Origin of the sequence: Ochrobactrum sp. Q0168, assembly GCF_016427605.1 — a bacterium.
GTDB lineage: Bacteria > Pseudomonadota > Alphaproteobacteria > Rhizobiales > Rhizobiaceae > Brucella.
Genome location: NZ_JAELXQ010000018.1, coordinates 64,920 through 86,057, shown reverse-complemented (window position 1 = coordinate 86,057; position 21,138 = coordinate 64,920). Strand labels below are relative to the sequence as shown.

The following is a 21,138-nucleotide window of genomic DNA, read 5'->3' as shown; positions in this document are numbered from 1 at the left end:
GGAGAAACGCACGACCGGCCTACGGCTTATTCAGCAGCTTGGAAAAGCTCTCTGCGCGGTCCGCGGTTCGCTATCTTCCTCATCATCATCGCGACGCATTGCTGAAAAACTCATTTCTCCCGCGTTCGATGGCTCGCGGAGGCGATGCAAGGCCATCGGTGGCGGCTCTGAGGTCGCCCAGCAGATTTCTCGCTTCAGAAGCGTAGCTTTCGCGGATGGGCAGTCTGCTGCACGCCTGCCGGAACGCAGTTGAACAGCTTCCGGCCGATGATCGCGTCCAGTTACCCCAGGCGACTAACCGTGCTCTGGCTGAGTCCGAGTTCCAGACGGGCGTGTGAGAAGAGCAGTGATTTCACCAATTTCTAGTAGGCCTGCATCATATCGAACGGTTGATTTGCCGTAGCCGATCCCGGGATCGCTTCTTGCGTCCCAACACCATTGGTCCTGCGTCTCTATCCAAATAACGCGCTGACATCCAGAGGGTGCAGCTCGCTCTTCATTAAATGAAACTGATTCTGGAACAAACCCGGGCGAGTGCGGTTCGGAGGGCTGTCTACACGACAGTGAAGAGGAGCTAATCTCATGCCAGGTCGATATCAGAACGATGATCGTGACGATTACTATAACGAACCCTACCGGGAGCGCGACTACGAAGCGCGGGGAAGCGACTACCGAGGCTATGATGACCGCTACTCAAGCGATTATGCCCGGGGACGCTACTCTGACGACAATGACGAGCGATATACTTCCCGGCGAGAGTCAAACCGCGAGCGGGAAAGTGATCGATACCGTCAGCGGACCGAAGGTCAATCCAGAAGCATCTACACTGCAGTCGGCCAGCATCGGGGAAAAGGACCGAAGGGATATACACGCTCCGATGACCGCATCAAGGAGGACGTATCGGACGCATTGATGGAAGATGCGGAACTCGATGCATCCGACATAGAGGTGACGGTCAAGAAGGGCGAAGTGACCCTGCAGGGGCAGGTTGGAAATCGTCAGGACAAGCGCAGAGCAGAAGAATGCGCAGAAATGTGCGCCGGCGTTGTTGATGTTCAGAACAACATCAAGATCCGTTCAGCAACATCGGCTTCGTCAAAGGGTACTGCCTGAAATTTGAAGCTCGCGGCTGGAGAACGCAGCCGGAGATGAGCCCTTGGCGGGGCTCATGCGCCTTGGGGCGCGAAAACTCACAACAATTGGAGGATGAAATGCCACGCACTATGCCAGAACGCGACGATCAAGGCCGTTTCGTAAGCGACGACGACCGGGGTCGGGGCGGAGATGATCGCCGCAGATACGCCAGCAGCCGCCGGGATGACGACGACCGCCGTTCCAGCCGTTATGACGACGATGACCGGGGCCGCGGCCGCGGAGGCTGGTTCGGGGATTCCCGCGGCCATGCTGAAGCTGCCCGTCGCGGATGGGACGAGCGTCGGGATGACTACGATGACCGGCGCCGCTATTCCAGCCGCGAAGACGACTACGATGATCGCCGTTCCAGATATGACGACGATGACCGCGGACGCGGTTGGTATGGCGATTCCCGCGGCCACGCGGAAGCTGCACGGCGCGGATGGGACGAGCGACGCGACCATGATTATGACGACCGTCGCAGATATTCCAGTCGCGACGATGACCGCGGATATTCGAGCCGGGACGATGATCGTCGCTCGGGCGGCGGTCGGGGTCATGGCGGTTGGTTCGGCGACTCTCGCGGCCATGCGGAAGCTGCCCGCAGTGGTTGGGAAGAGCGCCGGGACGATGATTACGACAACCGTCGCGGTCGCTAGAGCATGACTTCCCAAAAGCGGAAACCCGGTATTGGAACAGGAAATGCTCTCGACACCGGCAAACAGACAGGGCGGCCTTCGGCCGCCTTGCACGCCGCTCCGCAGCAATAAGCGCTCTTTTCAGGGAATTTCACGATGGGTGCAAAAGCAACGCGCGAATTGGATGTCCTCGCCGAAAAGGCGCGCCTTCGCTATCTTCGAGCCCGCAATATGCTGATACTGGAAGCAGCAATCAGCGCTCTGCTCGACACCGAAACGCCGCACGACGCCGCAAAAACCCTGCGCGAACAGGCCGATTTACTCGTTCGCTATCTTTGAGAACCCATGAAGCTTGCCACTCCATTGCCTGCGCGCGATGGGGCAGGAACATAATTCTCCCGCGTGGGTTCGGATTTCTTACAAGGGAAAGGAAACAGGATCATGAAAACGGTGTTGCTTGCCTTCTCGGCAATTCTTCTCATTTCGGCTCCGGTATATGCCCAGTCGACGAGCGAAAAGACAGGGATCAATTCTCTCGTCGGGTCCGCGCCGTCTACTCAGGATTTCGTGACATTGAGCGGGAGCGGCGACATGTTCGAGATCGAATCGAGCAAACTCGCGCTCGCAAAGGCCGATCCCACCACCAAGAGCTTTGCACAGCAGATGATCACCGATCATCAAAAGACCAGCGAGGAATTGACAGCACTCCTGAGTACAAAAGTGAACTCAGTAAAGGCTCCGGCGACGCTTTCCGATGACCATCAGCAAATGCTGGACAAGCTGAAGGGGCTGGAGGGCGAGGATTTCACGAAGCAGTACCGAAGCGATCAGGAAGAGGTGCACGAAGACGCTGTCGATCTGTTCAAGCGATACGGCGAAGGCGGCGAGAATGCCGATCTCCGGGCCTGGGCCAATGCAACCCGGCCCGCGCTGGAGCATCATCTCGAAATGGCGAAGAAATTAAACGAATAATGAGCTTCTATCGCCATATTCCGGTATAGCGCGAATCTGGAAATTCGATTGTGCACTTCCAGCGGTACTCCAACCCATTCTGGTCTACCCGCAATAGGGTAGGCGGTCTTTGGTAGTGCAGTGACGATGGTTGGCGCTGGAGTACCCGGAGATGGACAAAAAGTTTCGACTGGATACCGGAGACGAAGATCGAGCCACAATATCATTTCCTTTTGATCGAATGACAGTTCAGCGCTTTCGCAAGGAATTTCCCCGCGCACGATGGAGCGACTGGAACAAGGCCTGGATCGTTCCTGGGAAAACGGCGTCTCAACGCATTGATCGTTGGCTGGCTCGAGAGGCCTCACGTGCAAACCCCTTTGCCGAGGAAAAGGGGAGGGACGCCTATGAATTCGAGCCGATCCTCAGTACGTATTTGTCGGTCGACGGTGACGGGTTACGAATTAAAACGCCATATTCGCCACGGCTGGTTGAAGAAATCCGTCAGATATCCTTCGCCCGATGGGACCATAATGCGAAAGTTTGGCGGCTGCCCTTTGCATCTTATGATGAGCTTGCCCAACATTGGGAGACCATCGAAAACGAGGCTAAACGCAGCGAACCGGAAGAACGGCGTAAGCGCGCCGAAGCCCGTAAGGGAAGCGATGAAGAAAAGAGGGCACGTCGACGTGCGAACGAGCGCAGGCGACGAAGAATTCCGCTACCTTCCGAAGCGTTGCCACCGCTCAATCGTCCTATTGCAACTGAGATCTATGGTATCATCGTTGTTACGGAGATAACGGGCGAATTGGTGCACTGTGACCCGATCGACGACATTTATCCGGGTCTCGACGGCGAATATGTTTGGGGGATCTGGCGCTTGCCCTCACTCGACGAACTCATTCGAACCTGGCCCAGGAAGAATGAACCGACAAACAAAGATCGAGAGCGGAGGTGGTGGCATCCCGATATCGAACAATTACGCGAAGCGCGGCGATCGGCGCGGTCTCGTGAGCGCCGGGCGACGACGCTTGTTTCTGATTAGCTGACAACGAGCGGTAACTCAATCTCGATCATCACAGGCGCATGATCGCTCGTGTGAGGCCAGCTGCGCGGGTTGCGTCGCACGCTTGCCGATTTCAGGGCCGGTGCCAGAGCGGGACTAAGAAGGAGATGATCAATGCGCAACCCAGCATCGCGTTCGAAGGAATTGCGCCAGTATTTCCAGAACGTGTAAATACGCTCTTTTGGATGAAGAGACCGGACCGCATCCGTCCAACCTTGTGCAACCAGTTGTGCATATGCTTTTCTAACTTCGGGCCGAAACAAAGCGTCGTCGCGCCAGCGCTCCGGCGCGTAGACATCGAGATCGGTCGGCATAACATTGAAATCGCCAGCAAGCGCTATGGGTATGTCGAGTGTCAGCAACTCAGCCGCATAATCGTGCAGCCGTTGGAACCAGCGGAGCTTGTAGTCGAATTTGGGTCCAGGAACGGGATTGCCGTTCGGAAGATAGAGAGAGCCGACTAGTACGCCTCCAACCGCTGCTTCGAGATAGCGGCTCTGCGTGTCATTGAGTTCGCCGGGAAGTCCACGTCGCGTGACAACCGGGGTCCTTCCTCTCGCCAGAATTGCCACTCCATTCCAGCTTTTCTGGCCTTGCCAAACCGCGTCATATCCAATTTTTTCCAGCGCTTTGATCGGGAATTTTACGTCCGGCGTTTTCAGCTCCTGTAAACAGACAATGTCCGGTGTATCCTCTTCAAGCCAGCGCAACAATACAGCCAACCTTCCATTCACGCCATTGACATTGTAAGTGGCTATTTTCATACAGTATCTCTTGCTTTTTGGGAAATTGACGCGAGATATCGGCGATGAGAGGGCTTCGTTAACGTTCGCGCTAACGAAGCCCAACCTAATCAATCGCTGAGTGCATAAAGATGCCCGTATTCGATCATTCAGGTTCTGGAGCCATCTGCTGATTGTTCTGATCAGAACGTTTCAAAATCCCCTGTTTGGTAAGATATTCCTGTTGTCCCTGTCTTGCCTGATCGAGGTGCTGCAGGATCACTGGCAACATTTGCTGCGCATAGCTTTGCAGCTCCACATACTCGCCAGAACCTATTTCCCAGGAAAGCAACTGGACCATCTTTTGGTGATCAATAACTTGGCTTTGCCAATAAGCGGCTTCGCTATCGACGGGTGGTGGTGAGGGTTGGACTGCGGGAGGCGGAAGTTTCACGGCACTGGCAAGCTCTTTCAGTTTGTCTGCCATTGGACCGTGGTCATTTTTCATGCGTAACACAAAGCTCTTCATTTTATCGCTCCCGGCGTATTTCTTGGCCTTCTCAGCCAAAGAAAGTTCGGCCGAATTCCGCAAAAGAGCCAACTGCAGGAAGAGTTTGTCGGTATTGTTCGTTTGTGAGGGGACCGGTAACCCGCTTTCGTTGAGCTTGGTGTCTGGCGATACGAAGCCCGGGTTGGGCGCTTGCGCTGAAGCCAGACATGCTGTCCCCAGCAGAAAAACAACTGATATACGTATCAACAATGTCTTTCTCCTAAAGCGTTCGAAGATAGGCGACGAGCGCCTCTTTTTCGTCTGTTGCCAGCTTGGTTCCCAGGACGAGATTGAAAAACTCGACCGTATCGTCGAGCGTCAGCAAGCGTCCATCATGAAGATATGGCGGAGAATCCTTGATGCCTCGAAGCGTGAATGTCTTGATCGGACCATCCGGTAGAGTAACCATACCATTGTAGGTTTTCCCAGGCTCATAAAACCGCTCAAGCTTCAGGTCGTGCATGTTATTGTCAAGAAACGAGGCTTGAGGGACGTGACACTCGGCGCAGCGTCCTTTCCCCGAAAACACTTGCTCACCCTTCAGTTCCAGCGGGATTGCTTTTTCGGGATCAAGTTTGCCGAAAGGATCGAGCTTGGGCGCGGGCGGAAAGTCAATGATGTTTTGCATCTGCGCCATCATCGCAACCTGATTGGAGCGGTCCGGGAGATGGACACCTTTGCGGGTTGCGCTTACATGATCGCCGTTAAAATAAGCCGTTCTCTGCTCAAATTCGGTAAAGTCTTCAATCGAACGCAATGACCGTTTTGAGCCATGTATCTGTTGATTAAACATGCCGCGCAAGCTTGTCGTATCAAGTCTGAACCTGCTGGCCTGTGGACGCACGTCCGGGGTCTGGTGAAAAGCGCCGTTTGTATGGAAATTGGTGTGGCAGTCGAGGCAGGCTACGCCCATGCTCGGATCAACGACCTTGCGATCTTCCGTCTGATTGAATTCCTCCTGCGGAAACGGTGTTAGCAACAGCCGCAGGCCCTCCAGTTGCACCGGAGTAACGATCCCGTTCATATACTCATAAAAATTCTTGATTGTAAGAATATCACCGCGTGAGACGTCGCCTAGTTCGGGATGAGTGGTGAGAAAGATCGGGGGAGGGAATTCTGGTGTGAAGATATCCGGCAAGTCGAACGCTACATCAAAGCGATTGAGGTCGCGCTTTTCGTCTTGCTGTATGGTATCGATCTGCGTCTGAGGAAAGACCTGTCCTCCTGCGGCTTGTTTCACGTGCGGAAGTGGTAAAAAACCTTCGGGTAACAGTCCCTTGGACCTGATTTCCTCCGGTTTCATCTGACCGAGCTTCTCCCATGTCATTCCGTCCGGGAGCCTTACGCGGACACCTTCCTGGACCGCCTTTCGGCCGCCGGACATCATGACATCCGCTGCAGGCCGGTCCCGAAGATCATACCTTTGTTCAAGCAGAGCCTTTTGCTGCTGCATGACCCCCCGCTTTTGTTTCTGATCTTGATCTTTGACGGCTGAAAATGGCTGAACGGGCAGCGGTCGATATGTCATGTCTGGAGGCAGTGGGTCTGCCCGCCCGAGGCTGAATGGCAAAAAAACGGCGATCGTTGCAATAGCAAGCTTAATATTGCGTCCCGACATGACAGCTCTCCTCTGCGCGCTGGGACCGAACCTCGGTGAACGAAAAAAGTTCCTTTTCTTTTTGCTGTGGTGGGCGCTCTTTCGATCCCGGTGAGCTCGTCTCTTTTGAGCGCCGGCGTCATGCAAGTTAACTGCGACTACCAGAATACGAACATTGCGACGGCGGCTGCAGTCATGGCGGCGGTCGCAACCCATCCAAACAATCTGGTTGCAAACCCTATCGTGAATCTGCCCATTTCATCACGTCTGCTTGCGACGATCATCATGGCGGCCATTATGGGAACCGCGACGACGCCGTTGACAACTGCGCTCCAGAACAATGCGGCAATAGGGTCGATGGGCGAAATCGCGATCGCCGCTCCAACAATGAACGCCAGTGCGATTACGCCGTAGAATCCAATCGCTTCCCAGGGCTTATTCGCCAGACCGCATTTCCAACCTTGAGATTCACCAAAAGCGTAGGCAACGGAGCCTGCAAGCACGGGTAATGACAAAAGCCCAGTTCCGATAATCCCCAAACTGAAAATGAGGAAAGCGAAATCTCCTGCCAATGGCTTGAGGGCTTCGGCGACCTCGGCTGCGGAATTGACTTCAGTCTTTCCGGACGCATGCAGGGTTGCCGCTGTGCTCATGATGATTGCGATCGCCACGATATTAGAAACAGCCATGCCAGCGAAAGTATCAATACGTATACGTTTCAGTTCCTTCTTTGCTTCTGCGGGATCTCTACGAAGCGGCTCCTCGTCTTTTGAATTGTCGATTTCTTCTACCTCCTGAGAGCTTTGCCAAAACAGGAGATATGGGCTTATGGTGGTCCCGAAAATGGCAACGATCATCGTGATGCTTTCGCTTTTAAGAGAAAACTTTGGCCAGAAAAAACCTTTTAAAGCTGCCCACCAGTCCACATTCGCTACGAACAATACTGCGACATATGCTAGGAGAACGAGCGTGAGCCACTTGAGATAGCGAGCGTAAGTTTCATAGGTTATGAAGAGCTGCAATCCGAGCGATAAAACGCCGAACGCCAAGGTGAATATGACGGGATAGCCGCCCATCACCAGACTGGCGGCTGCACCCATGGCGGATAGATTGGCACCCATATTGATGGTGTTGGCGATCAGTAGCAGCGCAACAAGCGAAAGCAGCGCCCAGCGGGGAATGATTTCGCACAAATTTGCAGCGAGCCCCTTACCGGTAACTCTCCCAATCCGTCCGCTGACCAGTTGGATCGCAGTCATAAGTGGAAACGTAAACAACATGCTCCACAGCATGTTGTATCCAAACTGGGCGCCTGCTTGCGAATAGGTTGCTATGCCGCTCGGATCGTCATCGGCTGCGCCAGTAACGAGACCGGGACCTAGCTGTTTGAAAAGCGCTGCGCGACGCCAACGTGGTAAGATTGGGTTTCGGTTTGATGACGCATTATCGCTATCGTCGTTGGACAATACCGTCCCTCCGTTTAAGGAAATTGATCCCCGTCACCATTGGTATGCTCAAGTTCGTGGAAGAAAAATCAATTCACAGACTTCGAAGCCAGCGATTTCTCGCTGGCTTCGATAGCGATAGGAAAATCGTTTATGCTGCCGCGTGCTGATTTGCGGACGTTTCAGCAAGTTTGGTGAGATCCTTGTCGGTTTGCCCTTCTTCCTGCAACGTCTCATTTAAAAGCCCAGCTACATCCTTATAGCCAAGATTATCGGCCCAGCGTTTCAATGTGCCGTATCGCGTGATTTCATAATGCTCGACCGCCTGAGCGGACGATATAAGACCGGCGTCAAGGGCAGGGCTATCCGAAAATTCATCCATGATTTCCTCCCCCTCAGCGATAATTCCTTCAATGGCGTCGCACGTCTTGCCCTGCGCGCGTTTACCGAGGATCTCGAAACATTGCTGGAGCCGTTCCACATGAGTTTGGGTTTGTTCCCGATGCTTCTCAAACGCATTCTTCAGCTTCTCATCTGCGGCAGCTCGGGCCATTTTTGGAAGCGCTTTCAAAATCTTGCGCTCGGCATAATAGATATCTTTCAGGGTGTCGTAGAAAAGATCTTCGAGATTGCGCTGTTTGGTATTAGCCATTTAAGGGTTCCTCCTGTGTACTGTCCGGCGTGCCGCTAAAGAAGACACGATAACGAGACTAACCCCCGGCCCGAAATTTTGTTTCATGTTGACTGGAAAACAAATCCGCCGGTGGCGACAGGAGTGCTTCGATCGCCAATGTGAACACTACAGATAACGTTGCATGAACGCGTTTTGGAACGAATGGGCCGCCAAAGGCTTATCTAAAAAGCCATCGCCTTGCGAACAGGAGATCAATCTGTCGCATTGGGGGATTGTAGCGAAGTCGTAGCTCGCATCGGATGATCGTATGCGTTCATTTCTTTGGCAGGAAATCTTATTGGTGCTGGCATTCGGAACCGGCGGTGTCGCATTTGCTTTTGAAACGACAATCATGAAAACTGGATCTGCCGGCGCGTTAATCGCAACGTTCTGTCTTATCGTAGCAATCGTTGCGGTCTCCGTGCGGGTCGCTCATCGGGCGGAAGCGATTGCTTCTAAAGTTGGTGATCCGTATGGGACCATGGTGCTGACAATGTCAGCTGTTGGCGTTGAGGTGCTCATTCTACTCATTTTGATGAACGGAAGTAGCGGCTCACCCACGCTCGCCCGGGACACAATATTTTCCGCCGTCATGCTCGACATTAACGGAATACTGGGGCTCGCCGCGCTTCTTGGCGGATGGAAATTTGGAGAGCAGGCCTATAACGATGATTCCGGGAAGACCTACGGTGTCATGATCTTGACGGCGATGGGTATATCGATGGTTGTTCCCGAGTTTGTTCCTCATGAGAAATGGCGGGTTTATTCGATTTTCACAGTGGGCGCCATGGCTATGCTCTACTGGGTATTTCTCAGAAACCAAATTGGACAACATAGCTATTTTTTCAACTACAGCTACCCGGAAAAGAAAACGAAGGGCGGGAAGCCCCGCGAATACGAACCGTTGACGCCATCAATCGTCGTGCTAGTCATCGGCGTTGTACTCATAGGTTTTCTAGCGGAAGTGATGTCGGCGTTTCTGTCGCACGGACTTAATGCGGTTGGGGCCCCGGTAGCATTGGCCGCCTTTGTGGTGGCCATTATGTCTGCGGCCCCCGAACTTTTAACGGCACTTCGCGCTGCACTTGCCAACCGTATGCAAGTGGTGATCAATATCGCCTTGGGAGCTTCGTTGTCGACGGTTATCCTTACCGTTCCAGTTATTGAAGGCTTCGCGCTTTTTAACGATCAGCCAATCGTCATGGCTATGACGCCAATTCAGACCATGATGATCGCCATAACACTTATTGCGGCAGCCATTAATTTGAACGACGGCCAGACCAACGCCATTGAGGGTATGACGCACTTTGTCTTATTCGCAACTTTTCTGGCACTCTCCTTTCTGGGGGTCGCTGGCGGCTGATACAACCCTTTTCAATAGTAATATTAGGTTTTGGTTATGTCGTTGGCTGCGGTATTTGAGAATTATGTATCACCTTCATGGAAGTATAATTTTGTAAACCTGTAGGTACAGCGCTAATATGTTCTTATACCATGGGGTTTTCAATAAGTACGACGAACGCCTATATTTTCCCACTCATTTGTTCTATTTCGATAGAACACCCAGACTGGGCAGTGCCGAGCTGTTATCGTTTGGCTGCATCACTTTCAGCAAAGGTCCTTTCAAGAAACTGAGCGGTGGTCGCATCCAGATTGGACCGCAGCCAATCCGCCATGGCAATCTCCTCTTGCAAGCTCTGCTCACATGTCCGCGCGACTTCTTCTTCATTCAACCTGCGGGCCGCTGCAATCAAAATAGTGTAAGAAGCAATTTCCATATTCTCGAACGCAAAACTTGCAAGAGAGCCTTTCAGGACTTCGTCTCCTGCGAAAAAACCGCTAAACGACTGGCCCATTGCCATAAGTTTACCGCCGGCATCCTTTAGAGTGGATGCATCTTCGCCCAGTTGATCCAGACAACGTTCAATCCGCTCCGCCTGGATTTTCGTTTCCTCTAGATGGGACCCTATTCGTTCGGCCAGGTTTGGATAGTTTTCCAGGCGACCAAGAAGCCCGTTCAGCATGGTTTCTGCTTGCTCTTCCATTGCATGAGCGTCACGAAGCCACTGAACGAGCCAGTCTCGAGTATCAGACATTTTCTTCTCCTTTGATTGTCATTCTTTTGATTGTCGCGCTGCCTAACCGATCGAAAAGCAGTTTGTTCCGTGTAACGACGGAACGAACTGGTCTGCGGAGTGTTAGGCGGTTCACACAAAAAGGATTATCGCTATGCGAACCGTAAGTGCGTTGTTCTCCAACACGCTTCAAGCCAAACTCACCGTTTCAGCTTTGGTGGCTTCTGGGATTCGTACAGAAGAAATATCCATCATTTCCAGCGGGACGGAGGGAGAATTGACGGAGCACGCAACCAGCGTCGCAGCAGGCACCGGGGCCCTTGTGGGCGGGACAGCAGGATTGCTCACGGGCCTTGGATTGATGGCAATACCCGGGCTGGGACCGATCGTGGCCGCAGGCTGGCTTGCAAGCACTCTTACAGGAGCGGTGAGTGGGGCCGCGATCGGTGGCATCGCCGGAAACGTTTATCGTTCGCTCATCGAAGCGGGCGTTAGCGAAACGGATGCAAACATTTATTCCGCCGGCATAGAGCAGGGCGGAACTTTTCTTGCAGTAAGGGTATCTGATGAACAGTACGAGACTGCGGAGGGAATTCTCGAAAAAGCCCGAAGCTTGACAGATACGGAAATAAACACGCCGCCGGCTCCTGGCTAACAGATATCGCAAGGACTTTGCTTGAAAACGCATAGTTTGAACTAATACCCCAGCTGAAGGAAGGCTACACAATGGCCCAGCAAGTTCCACTGAATAATGAGATGCCCGCATATAATCCGGACAATGATGCCGTGCGTGATGACGGAACGCATCAGTTAAGAGAAGATCTTGCCTACAAACGCTTGGCGATCGTGAACGTGGTATTCTACGGTAGGCCGGGCGCAGGAGACCGGAAGTGGGTCTTGATCGATACGGGTATCGCCGGGATGAGTGGACTGATTGTTAAGGCCGCCATGCAGCGCTTTGGGCCGAACTCGAAGGCTGCTGCCATCATTCTAACACATGCCCATTTTGATCACGCAGGTAATGCAGAACGACTGTCAACACTGTGGGACTGTCCAGTGTTTGCACATCCCCTCGAGTTCCCGTATCTCAATGGAGCCGCTTCCTATCCACCGCCCGATCCATTGGTCGGAGGTGGCATGATGTCCCTTCTTTCACCGATTTATCCACGAGGACCTATCGATATCGCAGAACGGTTACAGGCCCTGCCCGAGGACGGAGATGTGCCCTTTATGCCCGATTGGAAATGGCTTTTTACACCGGGCCATTCGCCTGGCCACATCTCGCTATGGCGCGCTCAAGACAAGGCATTGATCGCAGGCGATGCCTTCATCACGACGCGCCAGGAATCCTTATATTCTGTGCTCCTTCAGAAGCCTGAAATACATGGACCGCCCATGTACTTTACCACCGATTGGGACCAGGCAGAGATATCCGTAAAGATGCTTTCTGAGCTAGATCCCAGAGTCGTTGTCACCGGACACGGCGAGGCCATGCGTGGTGAGCCAATGCAAGAAGCACTTTACATTCTGGCCGACCGTTTTAGCCAGATAGCGATCCCGAGACGAGGAAAATATGTCGCCAAGCCTGCACGATTGCAAAGCGATGGTGAATATTGGCGCTGTTGACTTTGTCAATTACACGAAGATCGGGCCATTTGGGTGCAAGGCTGGAGCGCCACCGGTTAAATGCATGTCAGGAGCACGACTTTCCCGGCGTTATCAAGCGCTCGCAAGATATTTTGACCGATATGTAAATTCACAATATTTCGAAACGACAAATCATTTTTGCGCAGCGATCAATATGGCAATTCCAAACGCCAAACAGATCCCCAGTCCTCCACCAAGGAAAAGTACCAACGTGTGATAATCAGTCATCGGAGTCATTCCCTTCCATGGTGATTACGCCCCTCGGCGTATCGATCGGTTCGTTACCTAAACGGCGGACCTGGTAGGATTTAACATCGCGAAATGCACTGGATTCGTTGGTTGTAAGGTCAGCGTCCCCAATGGCTACTTTCCCGCGGAAAGCATCCGTCTCATATTGAGTAGCCACAACTCTTGCGTCGGCTTCCGAGCGAGCGGAAACTAATAAGGTCCCTCGTTTAAGAGCCAGCTCATTGTCATCTCCGGGCGAGGGAACAAGCATGAAAGCATAGCATTTGAAGTCGGTTTCAATCTTGACGCCGCTGTCGGGTGTCTCTTTCCACTTGGCAAAGATGTTCTTGTCCCGATATTCCATTTTAAACCTCCATTGCTCCACACCGGAGCCCCAACTGCCGGGCGAAACGGATGTTCCTCCCTAAAAATTGAGGCAAACCATGCTTTGAGAGACGCCGAAATCATGTTGCCCGGCGTTCAGGCCTCCCCAATTAGATCACTCGGGGTCAGATAAAATGGGGGTGTCCAGCCATATCCAGCTGATGCTCTTGCGGGGCGAGAACATTTCAATATCAATGGTCTTGGTGCTGTCGAGAGCAACGTTATCAAGTTCATCGTCATTGAGGAGAACGTATTCGCCTTCTCCGCGTTCATAACCCTTAGCGTCGTCATCTTCCCAGACTTCCTTTCCAGTTACAGCGTCGACGTAACGACTGACGGCACGATTCTGCGTCTGGCGGTTAAGGGTGTGAAAACGCACTTTCTCGCTATCCGAAGTAGCTGGCATCATCTCAACAGGGTAGGTGACAAGAGAAAGTTTCAAGTATCCCTTCCAATAAGGACGAATAGCCATTCCACGCCTCCGTTAGCTTGCGCGCCGCGTAGGCGAAGCAGATTGTCGGGTCTTCGACCCCGCCTTGGCCGTTTTCCTGCGAGCGGGCGAACGATCTGCGTTTGCGGCGGTACGCTTCGCTTTCTTGGCGCTAACGCCTGCACTTTCACGAAGAGCCTGGAGCAGTTCGCTCGGCTTGGACGCAACGGGAACCTTCTTCTTAGGCAGCAGTTCAGCAACTGCAGCCTCGTACCGATCATCGAATTTGCTCTCATCGAACTCACCCGCCTTGGTGTTGATGATGTGTTCGGCGAGTTCCAGCATTTCGCCCTCGATCTTGATATCGGGAACATCGTCAAATGCTTTTTGGGCGGAGCGGACTTCGTAATCGAAATGCAGGGTGGTGGCAGTCAGCCCTTTTCCGTGTGCTCAGATCAGTACGGTGCGCATGCGGCGAAACAGGACGGTGCGAGCTATAGCGGCAACCTCGGAGAGTCCGAACGAATCACCGTCCGATTCGTTCCGGCTTGTGAGCGAATCATTCGAACCTCGTTTTGGTCAGGAACGAAGAAGCCCCGACGTCCTTCCCGGAGTCGTCGGGGCCACGCTCGGCAAATGAGGTGCATGTCCTTGCCGGGCGCTTTATCCGCTGAGCTTCGTACGACCCGGCGGATAATGAACAAAATTGGCCTGCTGAGAGCCAAGCAGGGCTGCGCCATACCCGGTGTTGAGTTTTTGACGCTTGGCGGGTGTTATCGCCACGCAGGAAACTGTGTCTGCGAGATTTTGTTCCGCATCATGCGAACGGATCATATTCAGTCCGAATAGAGGAAACAGTTCGAGTAGATGCGTTGTTATTCGCAGCGGGTAGAGATTGGTTGTGGTGACGTCTGCTATACTTCTGGTGCGCCAGACGTGAGGCCAGCTCACAGATGTACGATTGGTCTCGCAGCCCGCTCTCGTACAACATGATGATGGTCGATGCTAATTCTAATGGAGAATAGTTGCGGTCGCTCTCTTCGAGCATGATAGCTGCATTTCCAAAGCAGCTCCGCATGAAATTGACTTCCAATGGATTATATATACGGCTCGCTTCGTTAAATAGCGGCATTTTTGGCCTCCCTTTAGCTTTCGCTAGTAGAAACCCCCACAGTCATTGAAGCATGGGCGAAAACACCGAATAATACAAGTAACAATGTCCTCGCCAGCTACTTTGAGCTGACGAGGAGTACCTGCCGAAGCGAGCCACGCGGATGCAGGCACCGCATATCTTACTTACTGAGAACACGCTTGTTCCTCCAAAAAGATCCTGCCTTGAAATTCAAGGCAGGGCTGCATCGGCTTCGTCATGCAAAAAATTGGTGATGTAATCTAGTCCTAGGAGACTGGCCCAACCCACCTTGGGCCTGCGTCGTTCCTTGAATGCCCGACGAATAAATCGCGAGAGACGTTATTGAGCGTTCGGGCCGCGATGGCTCCAAATTTGGTGAGTTTCCGCGGCGCGGTCTCTTTAGTTCCGATTGTGAGTAACGATGCATGACGCATATGAAGGATGATCGGGAATATGGAACTGGGCTAACGAAAAGCGCGTAGTGCATCCGCGGGGACAGGGTTTTACCGAATGTTATCTTCGGATTGGCCTGTCGCAGGTTCACCAAGTCTTGGTCCCTCCGCACGCGTTTCAGTTATCAGAATCGCCCCTAGTTCACGTCAGCGGGTTTTCTGTCATCGCTATTCATTAGCCTATGCTCACTCTGATGAGTGCGATCACTTCTTTTAGACGCGGGATGAAAAGCACACCGGCGCACCAGACTATTATCGGCAAAGACAAGGCTACTCCAATTGCCTAGTGGATGTGCCGATCCCATGCACCGATGAAGAGCGCCGCTCCCGCACTCAAGAACTGACTGACAATGCCCAGCGAAAGCAGTCGCGCGGACAAGACGAACCTGAGAGGCGTGCCGAGGTGCAGGTCGGTCACCGTATCATGTACCTTTGTCATCGCTCATCCTTTCTTCGAACCGGAATTGGCGATCCAGTTTGTGAGGACAGCGAGATAGTCATCGCCGGCGATTTCGATCTCGCCAGCGGAGAGCTTGTCGGCGCGGTATAGGACGAACGGCTCCGTCCAGATCAGCCCGCATCGGTTCGCCGTGGCGCGCAGGGGCGTGAATATGTCAGTTGTCGCGAACATGTTGGCTCCGCCGGGCCGATAGGCTTCGGCCGTGTTGCCGGCGGTTGCCGCTATCATCAGGGGTGTCCCCTCAAGGCGGCGCCCCTCCGCCTCATAAGCGATATAGAACATGCGCGTGAGCACGGCATCCTGCCAGGCTTTCAGAAGAGGCGGTGTCGAATACCATTGAACCGGGAACTGCAGGACGATCCGGTCCGCTTCGAGCAACCGCGCCGCCTCCCGTTCGCCGTCACGGTACAGGTCCATCCCGTTGGGATAAGTCTCTTGCATATCAACCAACTCGACATCGGGCAGCGCTCCCGCCCGTCTGGCAAATGCGGCGTTTGCCTTGGAACGGCTGAGATCCGGATGGAAAAGAAGCACAAGGGTCTTGGTCATCATCACCTCCAATATTCTGTTGGAGAGACCATGCCGAAAGCCAGAAAATTATTCCAATCGATATATTATCTATCTTATTATTCGCGACATGAATTTAAGATCGATCGACCTGAACCTCCTTGTGATCCTCGATGCGCTGCTGGACGAGGCCCATGTCGGCCGGGCTGCCAACCGGGTTGGACTTTCGCAGCCCGCCGCTTCGGCAGCCTTGCAGCGATGCCGCGAATTGTTGGGTGACGAACTCCTCGAACGCGGACGCGGAACGATGCGGCGGACGGTCAGAGCGGAATCTCTTCGCGATCCGCTCAAATCCCTGCTTGCCGGGATCACGGAACTCGTCGATCCGCCTGAGCCACCGCTTGAGGAGATCAGGCAAACCCTGCGTCTTTCAATGGCGGATTATCCGGCGCTCTTCGTGTTGCCGCCGCTTCAGCGCGCTTTGCAGACTTCAGCGCCCGGCATAGATCTGGTGATCCTGCCCTGGAACGGAGCGGACGCCGCACGGACTGCACTGATCGACGGCACGATCGACATCGCTGTTTCTGTCTTTCCAGGTGACGATAACGATATCCATCGCGATATTCTGCTGAACGAGCACTACGTCGTTGCGTTTCGAGAGGGTCATCCCGCGGCGGACGACTTCAATCTCGACCGATGGTTGGATTTTCCGCACATTCTCGTTTCAGGCAGAGGCGAAGGATGGGGTCCGTTGGACATGGAATTTGCCCGGATCGGGCGATCGCGACGTGTGGGCTTGGTGGTTCCATCATTTGGAATGGTTCCTGAACTGCTGCGTGGCTCCGACATGATCGCCATGCTGCCCTCGCGTGTTGCTCTGCTGGCCGACGACCTCACCATTTTGCCGACGCCGATCACGGTGCCGGGATTCGCTCTGCATCTTGCGTGGCACCGACGGCGGGCAAAGGATACGGGATTACAGCACGTCGTGGATTTGATGAAAGGATTGCTCTGCGATTAAATTGGCCGCGTCGAACGGTTTTCTGTCCTTCTCGCAAGCGCAAAGAATTCGCGGCTGTCGAAATATCCTTCTCAACAAACGCTAGAATTCGAGTTGAGAAGTTTCATGTCGAGCCCCGCAGCAACAACCGCCACATCCGCTTCAGCATCCGATAAACAACCGCGCATTGGGCATCTCAAACTGGCCCCGTGGCTGGCGTGCGCCGTCGTGATAGGCGCGGTCATTTACACTGTTTCGAGTTGGGATGCGTGGACAAGCAATCGACCGACGCAATCGACCCAGAATGCCTTTGTCAAATCCGAGCCTGCGGTATTGAGCGCACGCGTCGGCGGCTATGTCAGGGGTCTTCCGGTCGCGGATTACCAGACGGTCAAAGCCGGAGATATCATCGCCGAAATCGAGAGCCATGACTATGCCGTGCGCGTTCAAGCGGCGGAAGCATCACTCGCAAAAGCGCAAGCCGTGCTCGACAATCTCGGCAATGAGGAGGCCCAACAGCGCGCCGCGATCGAGCAGGCCGTGGCGTCGCTTCATGCTTCGGAAGCCCGCCTAACACAATCCCAGCAGGATTTCGACCGCAAGAGCCGGCTCGTGACCAATGGCACTGTCTCGGGAAAGTCTTTTGATGACGCGAAGGCGGAACTGGCCTCGGCAATTGCCTCCCGCGAGGCGGCAGTGGCGGCCCTGACTTTCTCGCGAAGACAATTGGATACGCTGGCAGGGCAACGCGCTGAGCGCAGGGCGGATCTCGATGCCGCCACAGCCGCCCTTGCGTCGGCAAAGCTCGAATTCGGTTACACCCGGATCATCGCACCTTTTGACGGTGTGCTTGGCCGGCGTAGCGTCCAGATCGGCAGCCTTGTGGGGTCAGGAACGCAAATCGTCACGATCGTACCTCTCACCCGGCCTTATGTGATTGCAAACTACAAGGAAACGCAGCTCAAGAACGTCCGGGCCGGACAACCGGTGGAAGTCGCAATCGATGCCCTTCCCGGATATCGCTTCCAGGGACGCGTCGAGGAGATTGCCCCGATGAGCGGGAACGAGTCGTCACTGATTCCGACCGACAACGCAACGGGCAACTTCACCAAGGTCGTTCAACGTATCCCGGTGCGCATCGAACTTGAGCCAGGGCAGGCGGACCTTGATCTCTTGAGGCCAGGCATGTCCGCCGAGGCGCGGATCGATACGCTCGGGGCGAAGGTGGCCGCCTATACCCGTGAAATTCGTACCGTGACCAAAGAGACCTACGCCGATGCAGTTCGATAAGGTCCCTTCAATCTCACATCTCTGGCGCGGCGCCCAAGCGCCAAATCCTGCACTGACAGTGGCGGTCGTTTTCATGGGCGCGTTTCTCACCACATTGCAGGGCCGGCTTTTTTCCATGTCTCTCGCAGACCTAAGGGGAGCGTTCGGTCTCGACGTCATTGAAGGGGCGTGGCTGAGTACGGCGATGAACGCGGCGCAATTTTTGACCATGCCTGTCACCGTCTGGCTGTCGCTGATTTTCGGGCCAGCCCGCGTCATCATCGTATCGAGCGTGACGATCGCACTGGCCACCCTGACGATACCCTTCGTGCGCAGCTACGATCTGCTCGTTTTCCTGCACGTCATCATGGGACTGTGCCTAGGAACCTATCTCCCGTTGACGATTTCGCTGGCGCTGCGCAGCCTGAAACCTCACTTCTGGCTTCTGGCGATGGCGGTCTACAGCCTGCGGGCTTCGTTCGGGACCGACGTCGGCGTTGGACTGTCCGGAATCTATGTCGATGTCATCGACTGGCGGTGGGTCTACTGGACTGCCTCACTCGCCGGGTCCCTCATCGCCTTCATGGCCTGGAAAGCGCTCCCGCTGACGCCGATCGATCATGACAAGCTGCGTAGCAGCGATTGGGGAGGTATGGCGATGTTCTGCCAGAGCCTGGCCATGCTGTTTGCAGGATGCTCTCTCGGCGAGACCCTTGGATGGTTCGATTCCGGCGTGGTGGCGGCCTGCCTGGCGAGTGGCGCGATTCTGCTGGTGATGTCCATTGTGAATATCGCTCTGAACAAGGCCGCGTTCGTCGATTTCAGCGCACTTGGAAACCACAATGTCCGCACCGCGCTCCTAATTGCCTGTCTTTATGGGGTACTGATGGCGCCGACCTCGATTCTGATCCCGAATTTCCTTGCCGCGATCGGCAAGCTGAAGCCGCTCCAGACCGGATCGGCCGCCATCATCGTCTTCGGCACTTACCTCGCGATGACCCCGGTCGCTGTGTGGATCGCACGGCGTGTGGACGTACGTCTGCTGCTGATCGCAGGCTTGAGCATTATTGTCTTCACGTCGGCCTGGTGCGGCTCCAGCATCAACAACGAATGGCGGACCGACCAATATCTCCCAGCTCTCATTCTCTTCGCCATCGGCGAGTGCCTGACGCTTATGGGCATTATCCCGCTCATCGTCGTCAACATGAATCCCGCGCACGCGGCGGCTATCGGGGTCTATGCTCCTCTCGCGCGCATTTTCGCACCCGGCGTAGCAAGTGGCATCATATCACTCGTGTTGCGGCTTTCGTTGGATACCCACAGCGTCATGCTGAAGGCGGGTGTGGAGGCTGGACAGTCTGCTATTGTCCAGCGCGTCGCCAACGGCGTGTCAGGCGTCGCTTCCGTCATTGCGCGCGAGGCGGCTGTGCTATCCTATGTGGATGGGTTTTATCTCGTCGTCTGGGTGGGGATATTCGCTCTGCTCCTCGCCGCCACCCTGCAACGGGCGCCTGTTAACCCCTTGATGCCACCGAAATCCGCATGATGCGTGGCCGTTTCTCTGCAAATCATGGCCGGTTCGCAGCAGCCAAACTGCGTGGAGCGTGATATGTTGCGAAACTTGGGAATGGAGAGGAAAGCGGCGTTCAGACGAAAGCGTTGAGGTATCATTGATGAGCATCCCGGTTCTTCCCCCTCATGATTATCCCGATACTATCGCGCGCCCCGTCGTTGGTCTGAAGGTCGAACTCGCTTTTGCCGGCGAGACAGAACCGCACAAGCACCGCAAGGACCAATTGCTCTATGTCATCGAGGGGCTGATCACGGTCGAGGCCGAGCAAGGTGTCTGGACGGTCCCGCCGCAATGCGCCATCTGGATTCCGGGCGGGCTCACGCATTTTGCGAGGGCGACCGGCCAGGTGTCGATCGGGAACCTCTATGTCGAGCCCGACGAAAGCCGCAGCCAGCGGGCAGATTGCGGCATTCTCTTCGTTCAGCCTCTCCTGCGCGAATTGATCCTGCGTTTCGTCAACGAGCCGTACAGCTATCCGGAGGGCGATGTCCGCGAGATGCGTCTGGCCTTAGTCCTTATGGATGAGCTGGAGAGAGCGCCGGTGGAGCCGTTGCGTCTTCCTATGCCCTCGGACCGGAGATTGAAGCGGCTGGTCGATACGCTGATCGACGATCCTTCAATCAAGCTGAATCTGGAAGAGTGGGGCGCCCGTGTGGGGGCGAGCAATCGCACCCTGACAAGGCTGTTTCAGCGTGAGACTGGCATGTCATTCGGCCGCTGGCGGCAGCAGCTGCATGTTGGTCTTGCTCTTCAACGGCTGGCGGACGGCGAATCCGTAACGAACATCGCAATCGACCTGGGATACGAGAGCCCGAGCGCATTCATCGCCATGTTCCGGCGAATGCTCGGTACGACTCCGGCCCGCTATCTCACCGAGACGGCAACCGAGATGAGCGGCGGCTGTAAAGAGGATGTCATCCATATCTGTGGTGACCGATGCCCTCATAACAAGGTTCCGCCAGCAGGTAATGTGGTGCCGCTATCCCGTAAACGCAGCACCAATTAACGCTGTAATCCGGCAGCAGGCGGATGCGCATTCGCGATCAAAGATCTGGCATCTGGAGCAGGTGCTGCAAGTATCCGTAAGTGCTGACAGAACTGCTTAGCCAGATTCCCGCTTCAACCTCCCTGCATCGATGGCTTCCAAATAAACGTCGACGCGGTCCCTTACCGGAAGTTATCGTCGGATAGGTTCCACCACATTT

22 protein-coding genes and 2 pseudogenes are annotated in these 21,138 nt (G+C 54.5%); 13 read left to right on the top strand and 11 right to left on the bottom strand.

What is annotated here, in order from left to right; all coding sequences use genetic code 11:
- The 6 genes from JAU75_RS23960 to JAU75_RS20905 form a co-directional block, all read left to right on the top strand.
- A partial coding sequence (locus tag JAU75_RS23960) for a hypothetical protein (RefSeq protein ID WP_210339368.1) occupies nucleotides 1–253 on the top strand: 253 nt, incomplete at its 5' end.
- A 329-nt stretch (nucleotides 254–582) separates the two neighbouring features.
- On the top strand, nucleotides 583–1,113 hold the full coding sequence (locus JAU75_RS20925; protein WP_199058430.1) for a BON domain-containing protein: 531 nt from the start codon (nucleotides 583–585) through the stop codon (nucleotides 1,111–1,113).
- A gap of 98 nt (nucleotides 1,114–1,211) precedes the next feature.
- On the top strand, nucleotides 1,212–1,793 hold the full coding sequence (locus tag JAU75_RS20920) for a hypothetical protein (protein WP_199058429.1): 582 nt from the start codon (nucleotides 1,212–1,214) through the stop codon (nucleotides 1,791–1,793).
- A 135-nt stretch (nucleotides 1,794–1,928) separates the two neighbouring features.
- On the top strand, nucleotides 1,929–2,111 hold the full coding sequence (locus JAU75_RS20915) for a hypothetical protein (RefSeq protein WP_199058428.1): 183 nt from the start codon (nucleotides 1,929–1,931) through the stop codon (nucleotides 2,109–2,111).
- Nucleotides 2,112–2,213: 102 nt separating this feature from the next.
- Nucleotides 2,214–2,744 carry a DUF4142 domain-containing protein gene (locus tag JAU75_RS20910; RefSeq protein WP_199058427.1) on the top strand — a complete coding sequence of 177 codons (531 nt, stop codon included), beginning with the start codon at nucleotides 2,214–2,216 and terminating at the stop codon, nucleotides 2,742–2,744.
- A 151-nt stretch (nucleotides 2,745–2,895) separates the two neighbouring features.
- The gene (locus tag JAU75_RS20905) at nucleotides 2,896–3,768 is read left to right on the top strand and encodes a hypothetical protein (protein WP_199058426.1); all 873 of its coding nucleotides are present in this window, start codon (nucleotides 2,896–2,898) and stop codon (nucleotides 3,766–3,768) included.
- Here JAU75_RS20905 and xth read toward each other — a convergent pair.
- From xth to JAU75_RS20880, 5 genes are all read right to left on the bottom strand, one after another.
- Nucleotides 3,765–4,553 (bottom strand): exodeoxyribonuclease III, encoded by a 789-nt coding sequence (gene xth, locus JAU75_RS20900; RefSeq protein WP_199058425.1) that lies wholly within the window; start codon nucleotides 4,551–4,553, stop codon nucleotides 3,765–3,767. The two genes, JAU75_RS20905 and xth, sit on opposite strands and share 4 nt — an antisense overlap.
- Before the next feature lie 124 nt (nucleotides 4,554–4,677).
- Nucleotides 4,678–5,271 (bottom strand): DUF4142 domain-containing protein, encoded by a 594-nt coding sequence (locus JAU75_RS20895; protein ID WP_199058424.1) that lies wholly within the window; start codon nucleotides 5,269–5,271, stop codon nucleotides 4,678–4,680.
- A 10-nt stretch (nucleotides 5,272–5,281) separates the two neighbouring features.
- Nucleotides 5,282–6,679: a cytochrome B6 gene (locus tag JAU75_RS20890; protein WP_199058423.1), complete on the bottom strand. Its 1,398-nt coding sequence runs from the start codon at nucleotides 6,677–6,679 to the stop codon at nucleotides 5,282–5,284.
- A 137-nt stretch (nucleotides 6,680–6,816) separates the two neighbouring features.
- On the bottom strand, nucleotides 6,817–8,124 hold the full coding sequence (locus tag JAU75_RS20885) for an Nramp family divalent metal transporter (RefSeq protein WP_199058422.1): 1,308 nt from the start codon (nucleotides 8,122–8,124) through the stop codon (nucleotides 6,817–6,819).
- 130 nt (nucleotides 8,125–8,254) lie between these two features.
- Nucleotides 8,255–8,755 carry a ferritin-like domain-containing protein gene (locus tag JAU75_RS20880; RefSeq protein WP_199058421.1) on the bottom strand — a complete coding sequence of 167 codons (501 nt, stop codon included), beginning with the start codon at nucleotides 8,753–8,755 and terminating at the stop codon, nucleotides 8,255–8,257.
- 289 nt (nucleotides 8,756–9,044) lie between these two features.
- Here JAU75_RS20880 and JAU75_RS20875 point away from each other — a divergent pair, with 289 nt between their 5' ends.
- The gene (locus tag JAU75_RS20875; RefSeq protein ID WP_199058420.1) at nucleotides 9,045–10,139 is read left to right on the top strand and encodes a calcium:proton antiporter; all 1,095 of its coding nucleotides are present in this window, start codon (nucleotides 9,045–9,047) and stop codon (nucleotides 10,137–10,139) included.
- 223 nt (nucleotides 10,140–10,362) lie between these two features.
- On the opposite strand, the gene JAU75_RS20870 is transcribed toward JAU75_RS20875, so the two are convergent.
- The gene (locus JAU75_RS20870) at nucleotides 10,363–10,872 is read right to left on the bottom strand and encodes a ferritin-like domain-containing protein (protein WP_199058419.1); all 510 of its coding nucleotides are present in this window, start codon (nucleotides 10,870–10,872) and stop codon (nucleotides 10,363–10,365) included.
- Nucleotides 10,873–11,005: 133 nt separating this feature from the next.
- Here JAU75_RS20870 and JAU75_RS20865 point away from each other — a divergent pair, with 133 nt between their 5' ends.
- Both JAU75_RS20865 and JAU75_RS20860 read left to right on the top strand, forming a co-directional pair.
- Nucleotides 11,006–11,506, top strand: coding sequence for a hypothetical protein (locus JAU75_RS20865; protein ID WP_199058418.1), 501 nt, complete (start codon nucleotides 11,006–11,008; stop codon nucleotides 11,504–11,506).
- A 71-nt stretch (nucleotides 11,507–11,577) separates the two neighbouring features.
- Nucleotides 11,578–12,477 carry an MBL fold metallo-hydrolase gene (locus JAU75_RS20860; RefSeq protein WP_199058417.1) on the top strand — a complete coding sequence of 300 codons (900 nt, stop codon included), beginning with the start codon at nucleotides 11,578–11,580 and terminating at the stop codon, nucleotides 12,475–12,477.
- A gap of 241 nt (nucleotides 12,478–12,718) precedes the next feature.
- Here JAU75_RS20860 and JAU75_RS20855 read toward each other — a convergent pair whose 3' ends face one another.
- From JAU75_RS20855 to JAU75_RS20835, 5 genes and pseudogenes are all read right to left on the bottom strand, one after another.
- The gene (locus tag JAU75_RS20855; RefSeq protein ID WP_199058416.1) at nucleotides 12,719–13,090 is read right to left on the bottom strand and encodes a hypothetical protein; all 372 of its coding nucleotides are present in this window, start codon (nucleotides 13,088–13,090) and stop codon (nucleotides 12,719–12,721) included.
- Nucleotides 13,091–13,212: 122 nt separating this feature from the next.
- Nucleotides 13,213–13,582, bottom strand: a pseudogene (locus tag JAU75_RS20850) (Ku protein); the annotation flags it as partial.
- Nucleotides 13,583–13,594: 12 nt separating this feature from the next.
- Nucleotides 13,595–14,068 (bottom strand): annotated as a pseudogene (locus tag JAU75_RS20845) (Ku protein); the annotation flags it as partial.
- A 1,339-nt stretch (nucleotides 14,069–15,407) separates the two neighbouring features.
- Nucleotides 15,408–15,563, bottom strand: coding sequence for a hypothetical protein (locus JAU75_RS20840; RefSeq protein ID WP_199058414.1), 156 nt, complete (start codon nucleotides 15,561–15,563; stop codon nucleotides 15,408–15,410).
- A gap of 3 nt (nucleotides 15,564–15,566) precedes the next feature.
- Entirely contained in the window at nucleotides 15,567–16,133 is a 567-nt protein-coding gene (locus JAU75_RS20835; protein ID WP_199058413.1) for an NAD(P)H-dependent oxidoreductase, read from the bottom strand.
- An 88-nt stretch (nucleotides 16,134–16,221) separates the two neighbouring features.
- Here JAU75_RS20835 and JAU75_RS20830 point away from each other — a divergent pair, with 88 nt between their 5' ends.
- The 4 genes from JAU75_RS20830 to JAU75_RS20815 all read left to right on the top strand — a co-directional run bounded on the left by JAU75_RS20830 (nucleotide 16,222) and on the right by JAU75_RS20815 (nucleotide 20,939).
- Nucleotides 16,222–17,112, top strand: coding sequence for a LysR substrate-binding domain-containing protein (locus tag JAU75_RS20830; protein WP_199058437.1), 891 nt, complete (start codon nucleotides 16,222–16,224; stop codon nucleotides 17,110–17,112).
- A gap of 105 nt (nucleotides 17,113–17,217) precedes the next feature.
- Nucleotides 17,218–18,381, top strand: coding sequence for an HlyD family secretion protein (locus JAU75_RS20825; protein WP_199058412.1), 1,164 nt, complete (start codon nucleotides 17,218–17,220; stop codon nucleotides 18,379–18,381).
- Nucleotides 18,368–19,906, top strand: coding sequence for an MFS transporter (locus JAU75_RS20820; protein WP_199058411.1), 1,539 nt, complete (start codon nucleotides 18,368–18,370; stop codon nucleotides 19,904–19,906). The genes JAU75_RS20825 and JAU75_RS20820 overlap by 14 nt, the downstream gene beginning before the upstream one ends.
- 127 nt (nucleotides 19,907–20,033) lie before the next feature.
- On the top strand, nucleotides 20,034–20,939 hold the full coding sequence (locus JAU75_RS20815) for a helix-turn-helix domain-containing protein (RefSeq protein ID WP_199058410.1): 906 nt from the start codon (nucleotides 20,034–20,036) through the stop codon (nucleotides 20,937–20,939).
- The last annotated feature ends 199 nt before the right edge of the window (nucleotides 20,940–21,138 follow it).

Bases quoted from the DNA above. Each gene is read 5' to 3' on its own strand.
- JAU75_RS20925 (WP_199058430.1), top strand. From the start codon at position 583: ATGCCAGGTCGATATCAGAACGATGATCGTGACGATTACTATAACGAA.
- JAU75_RS20920 (WP_199058429.1), top strand. From the start codon at position 1,212: ATGCCACGCACTATGCCAGAACGCGACGATCAAGGCCGTTTCGTAAGC.
- JAU75_RS20915 (WP_199058428.1), top strand. From the start codon at position 1,929: ATGGGTGCAAAAGCAACGCGCGAATTGGATGTCCTCGCCGAAAAGGCG.
- JAU75_RS20910 (WP_199058427.1), top strand. From the start codon at position 2,214: ATGAAAACGGTGTTGCTTGCCTTCTCGGCAATTCTTCTCATTTCGGCT.
- JAU75_RS20905 (WP_199058426.1), top strand. From the start codon at position 2,896: ATGGACAAAAAGTTTCGACTGGATACCGGAGACGAAGATCGAGCCACA.
- xth (WP_199058425.1), bottom strand. From the start codon at position 4,553: ATGAAAATAGCCACTTACAATGTCAATGGCGTGAATGGAAGGTTGGCT.
- JAU75_RS20890 (WP_199058423.1), bottom strand. From the start codon at position 6,679: ATGTCGGGACGCAATATTAAGCTTGCTATTGCAACGATCGCCGTTTTT.
- JAU75_RS20880 (WP_199058421.1), bottom strand. From the start codon at position 8,755: ATGGCTAATACCAAACAGCGCAATCTCGAAGATCTTTTCTACGACACC.
- JAU75_RS20875 (WP_199058420.1), top strand. From the start codon at position 9,045: ATGCGTTCATTTCTTTGGCAGGAAATCTTATTGGTGCTGGCATTCGGA.
- JAU75_RS20870 (WP_199058419.1), bottom strand. From the start codon at position 10,872: ATGTCTGATACTCGAGACTGGCTCGTTCAGTGGCTTCGTGACGCTCAT.
- JAU75_RS20865 (WP_199058418.1), top strand. From the start codon at position 11,006: ATGCGAACCGTAAGTGCGTTGTTCTCCAACACGCTTCAAGCCAAACTC.
- JAU75_RS20860 (WP_199058417.1), top strand. From the start codon at position 11,578: ATGGCCCAGCAAGTTCCACTGAATAATGAGATGCCCGCATATAATCCG.
- JAU75_RS20855 (WP_199058416.1), bottom strand. From the start codon at position 13,090: ATGGAATATCGGGACAAGAACATCTTTGCCAAGTGGAAAGAGACACCC.
- JAU75_RS20840 (WP_199058414.1), bottom strand. From the start codon at position 15,563: ATGACAAAGGTACATGATACGGTGACCGACCTGCACCTCGGCACGCCT.
- JAU75_RS20835 (WP_199058413.1), bottom strand. From the start codon at position 16,133: ATGACCAAGACCCTTGTGCTTCTTTTCCATCCGGATCTCAGCCGTTCC.
- JAU75_RS20830 (WP_199058437.1), top strand. From the start codon at position 16,222: ATGAATTTAAGATCGATCGACCTGAACCTCCTTGTGATCCTCGATGCG.
- JAU75_RS20825 (WP_199058412.1), top strand. From the start codon at position 17,218: ATGTCGAGCCCCGCAGCAACAACCGCCACATCCGCTTCAGCATCCGAT.
- JAU75_RS20820 (WP_199058411.1), top strand. From the start codon at position 18,368: ATGCAGTTCGATAAGGTCCCTTCAATCTCACATCTCTGGCGCGGCGCC.
- JAU75_RS20815 (WP_199058410.1), top strand. From the start codon at position 20,034: ATGAGCATCCCGGTTCTTCCCCCTCATGATTATCCCGATACTATCGCG.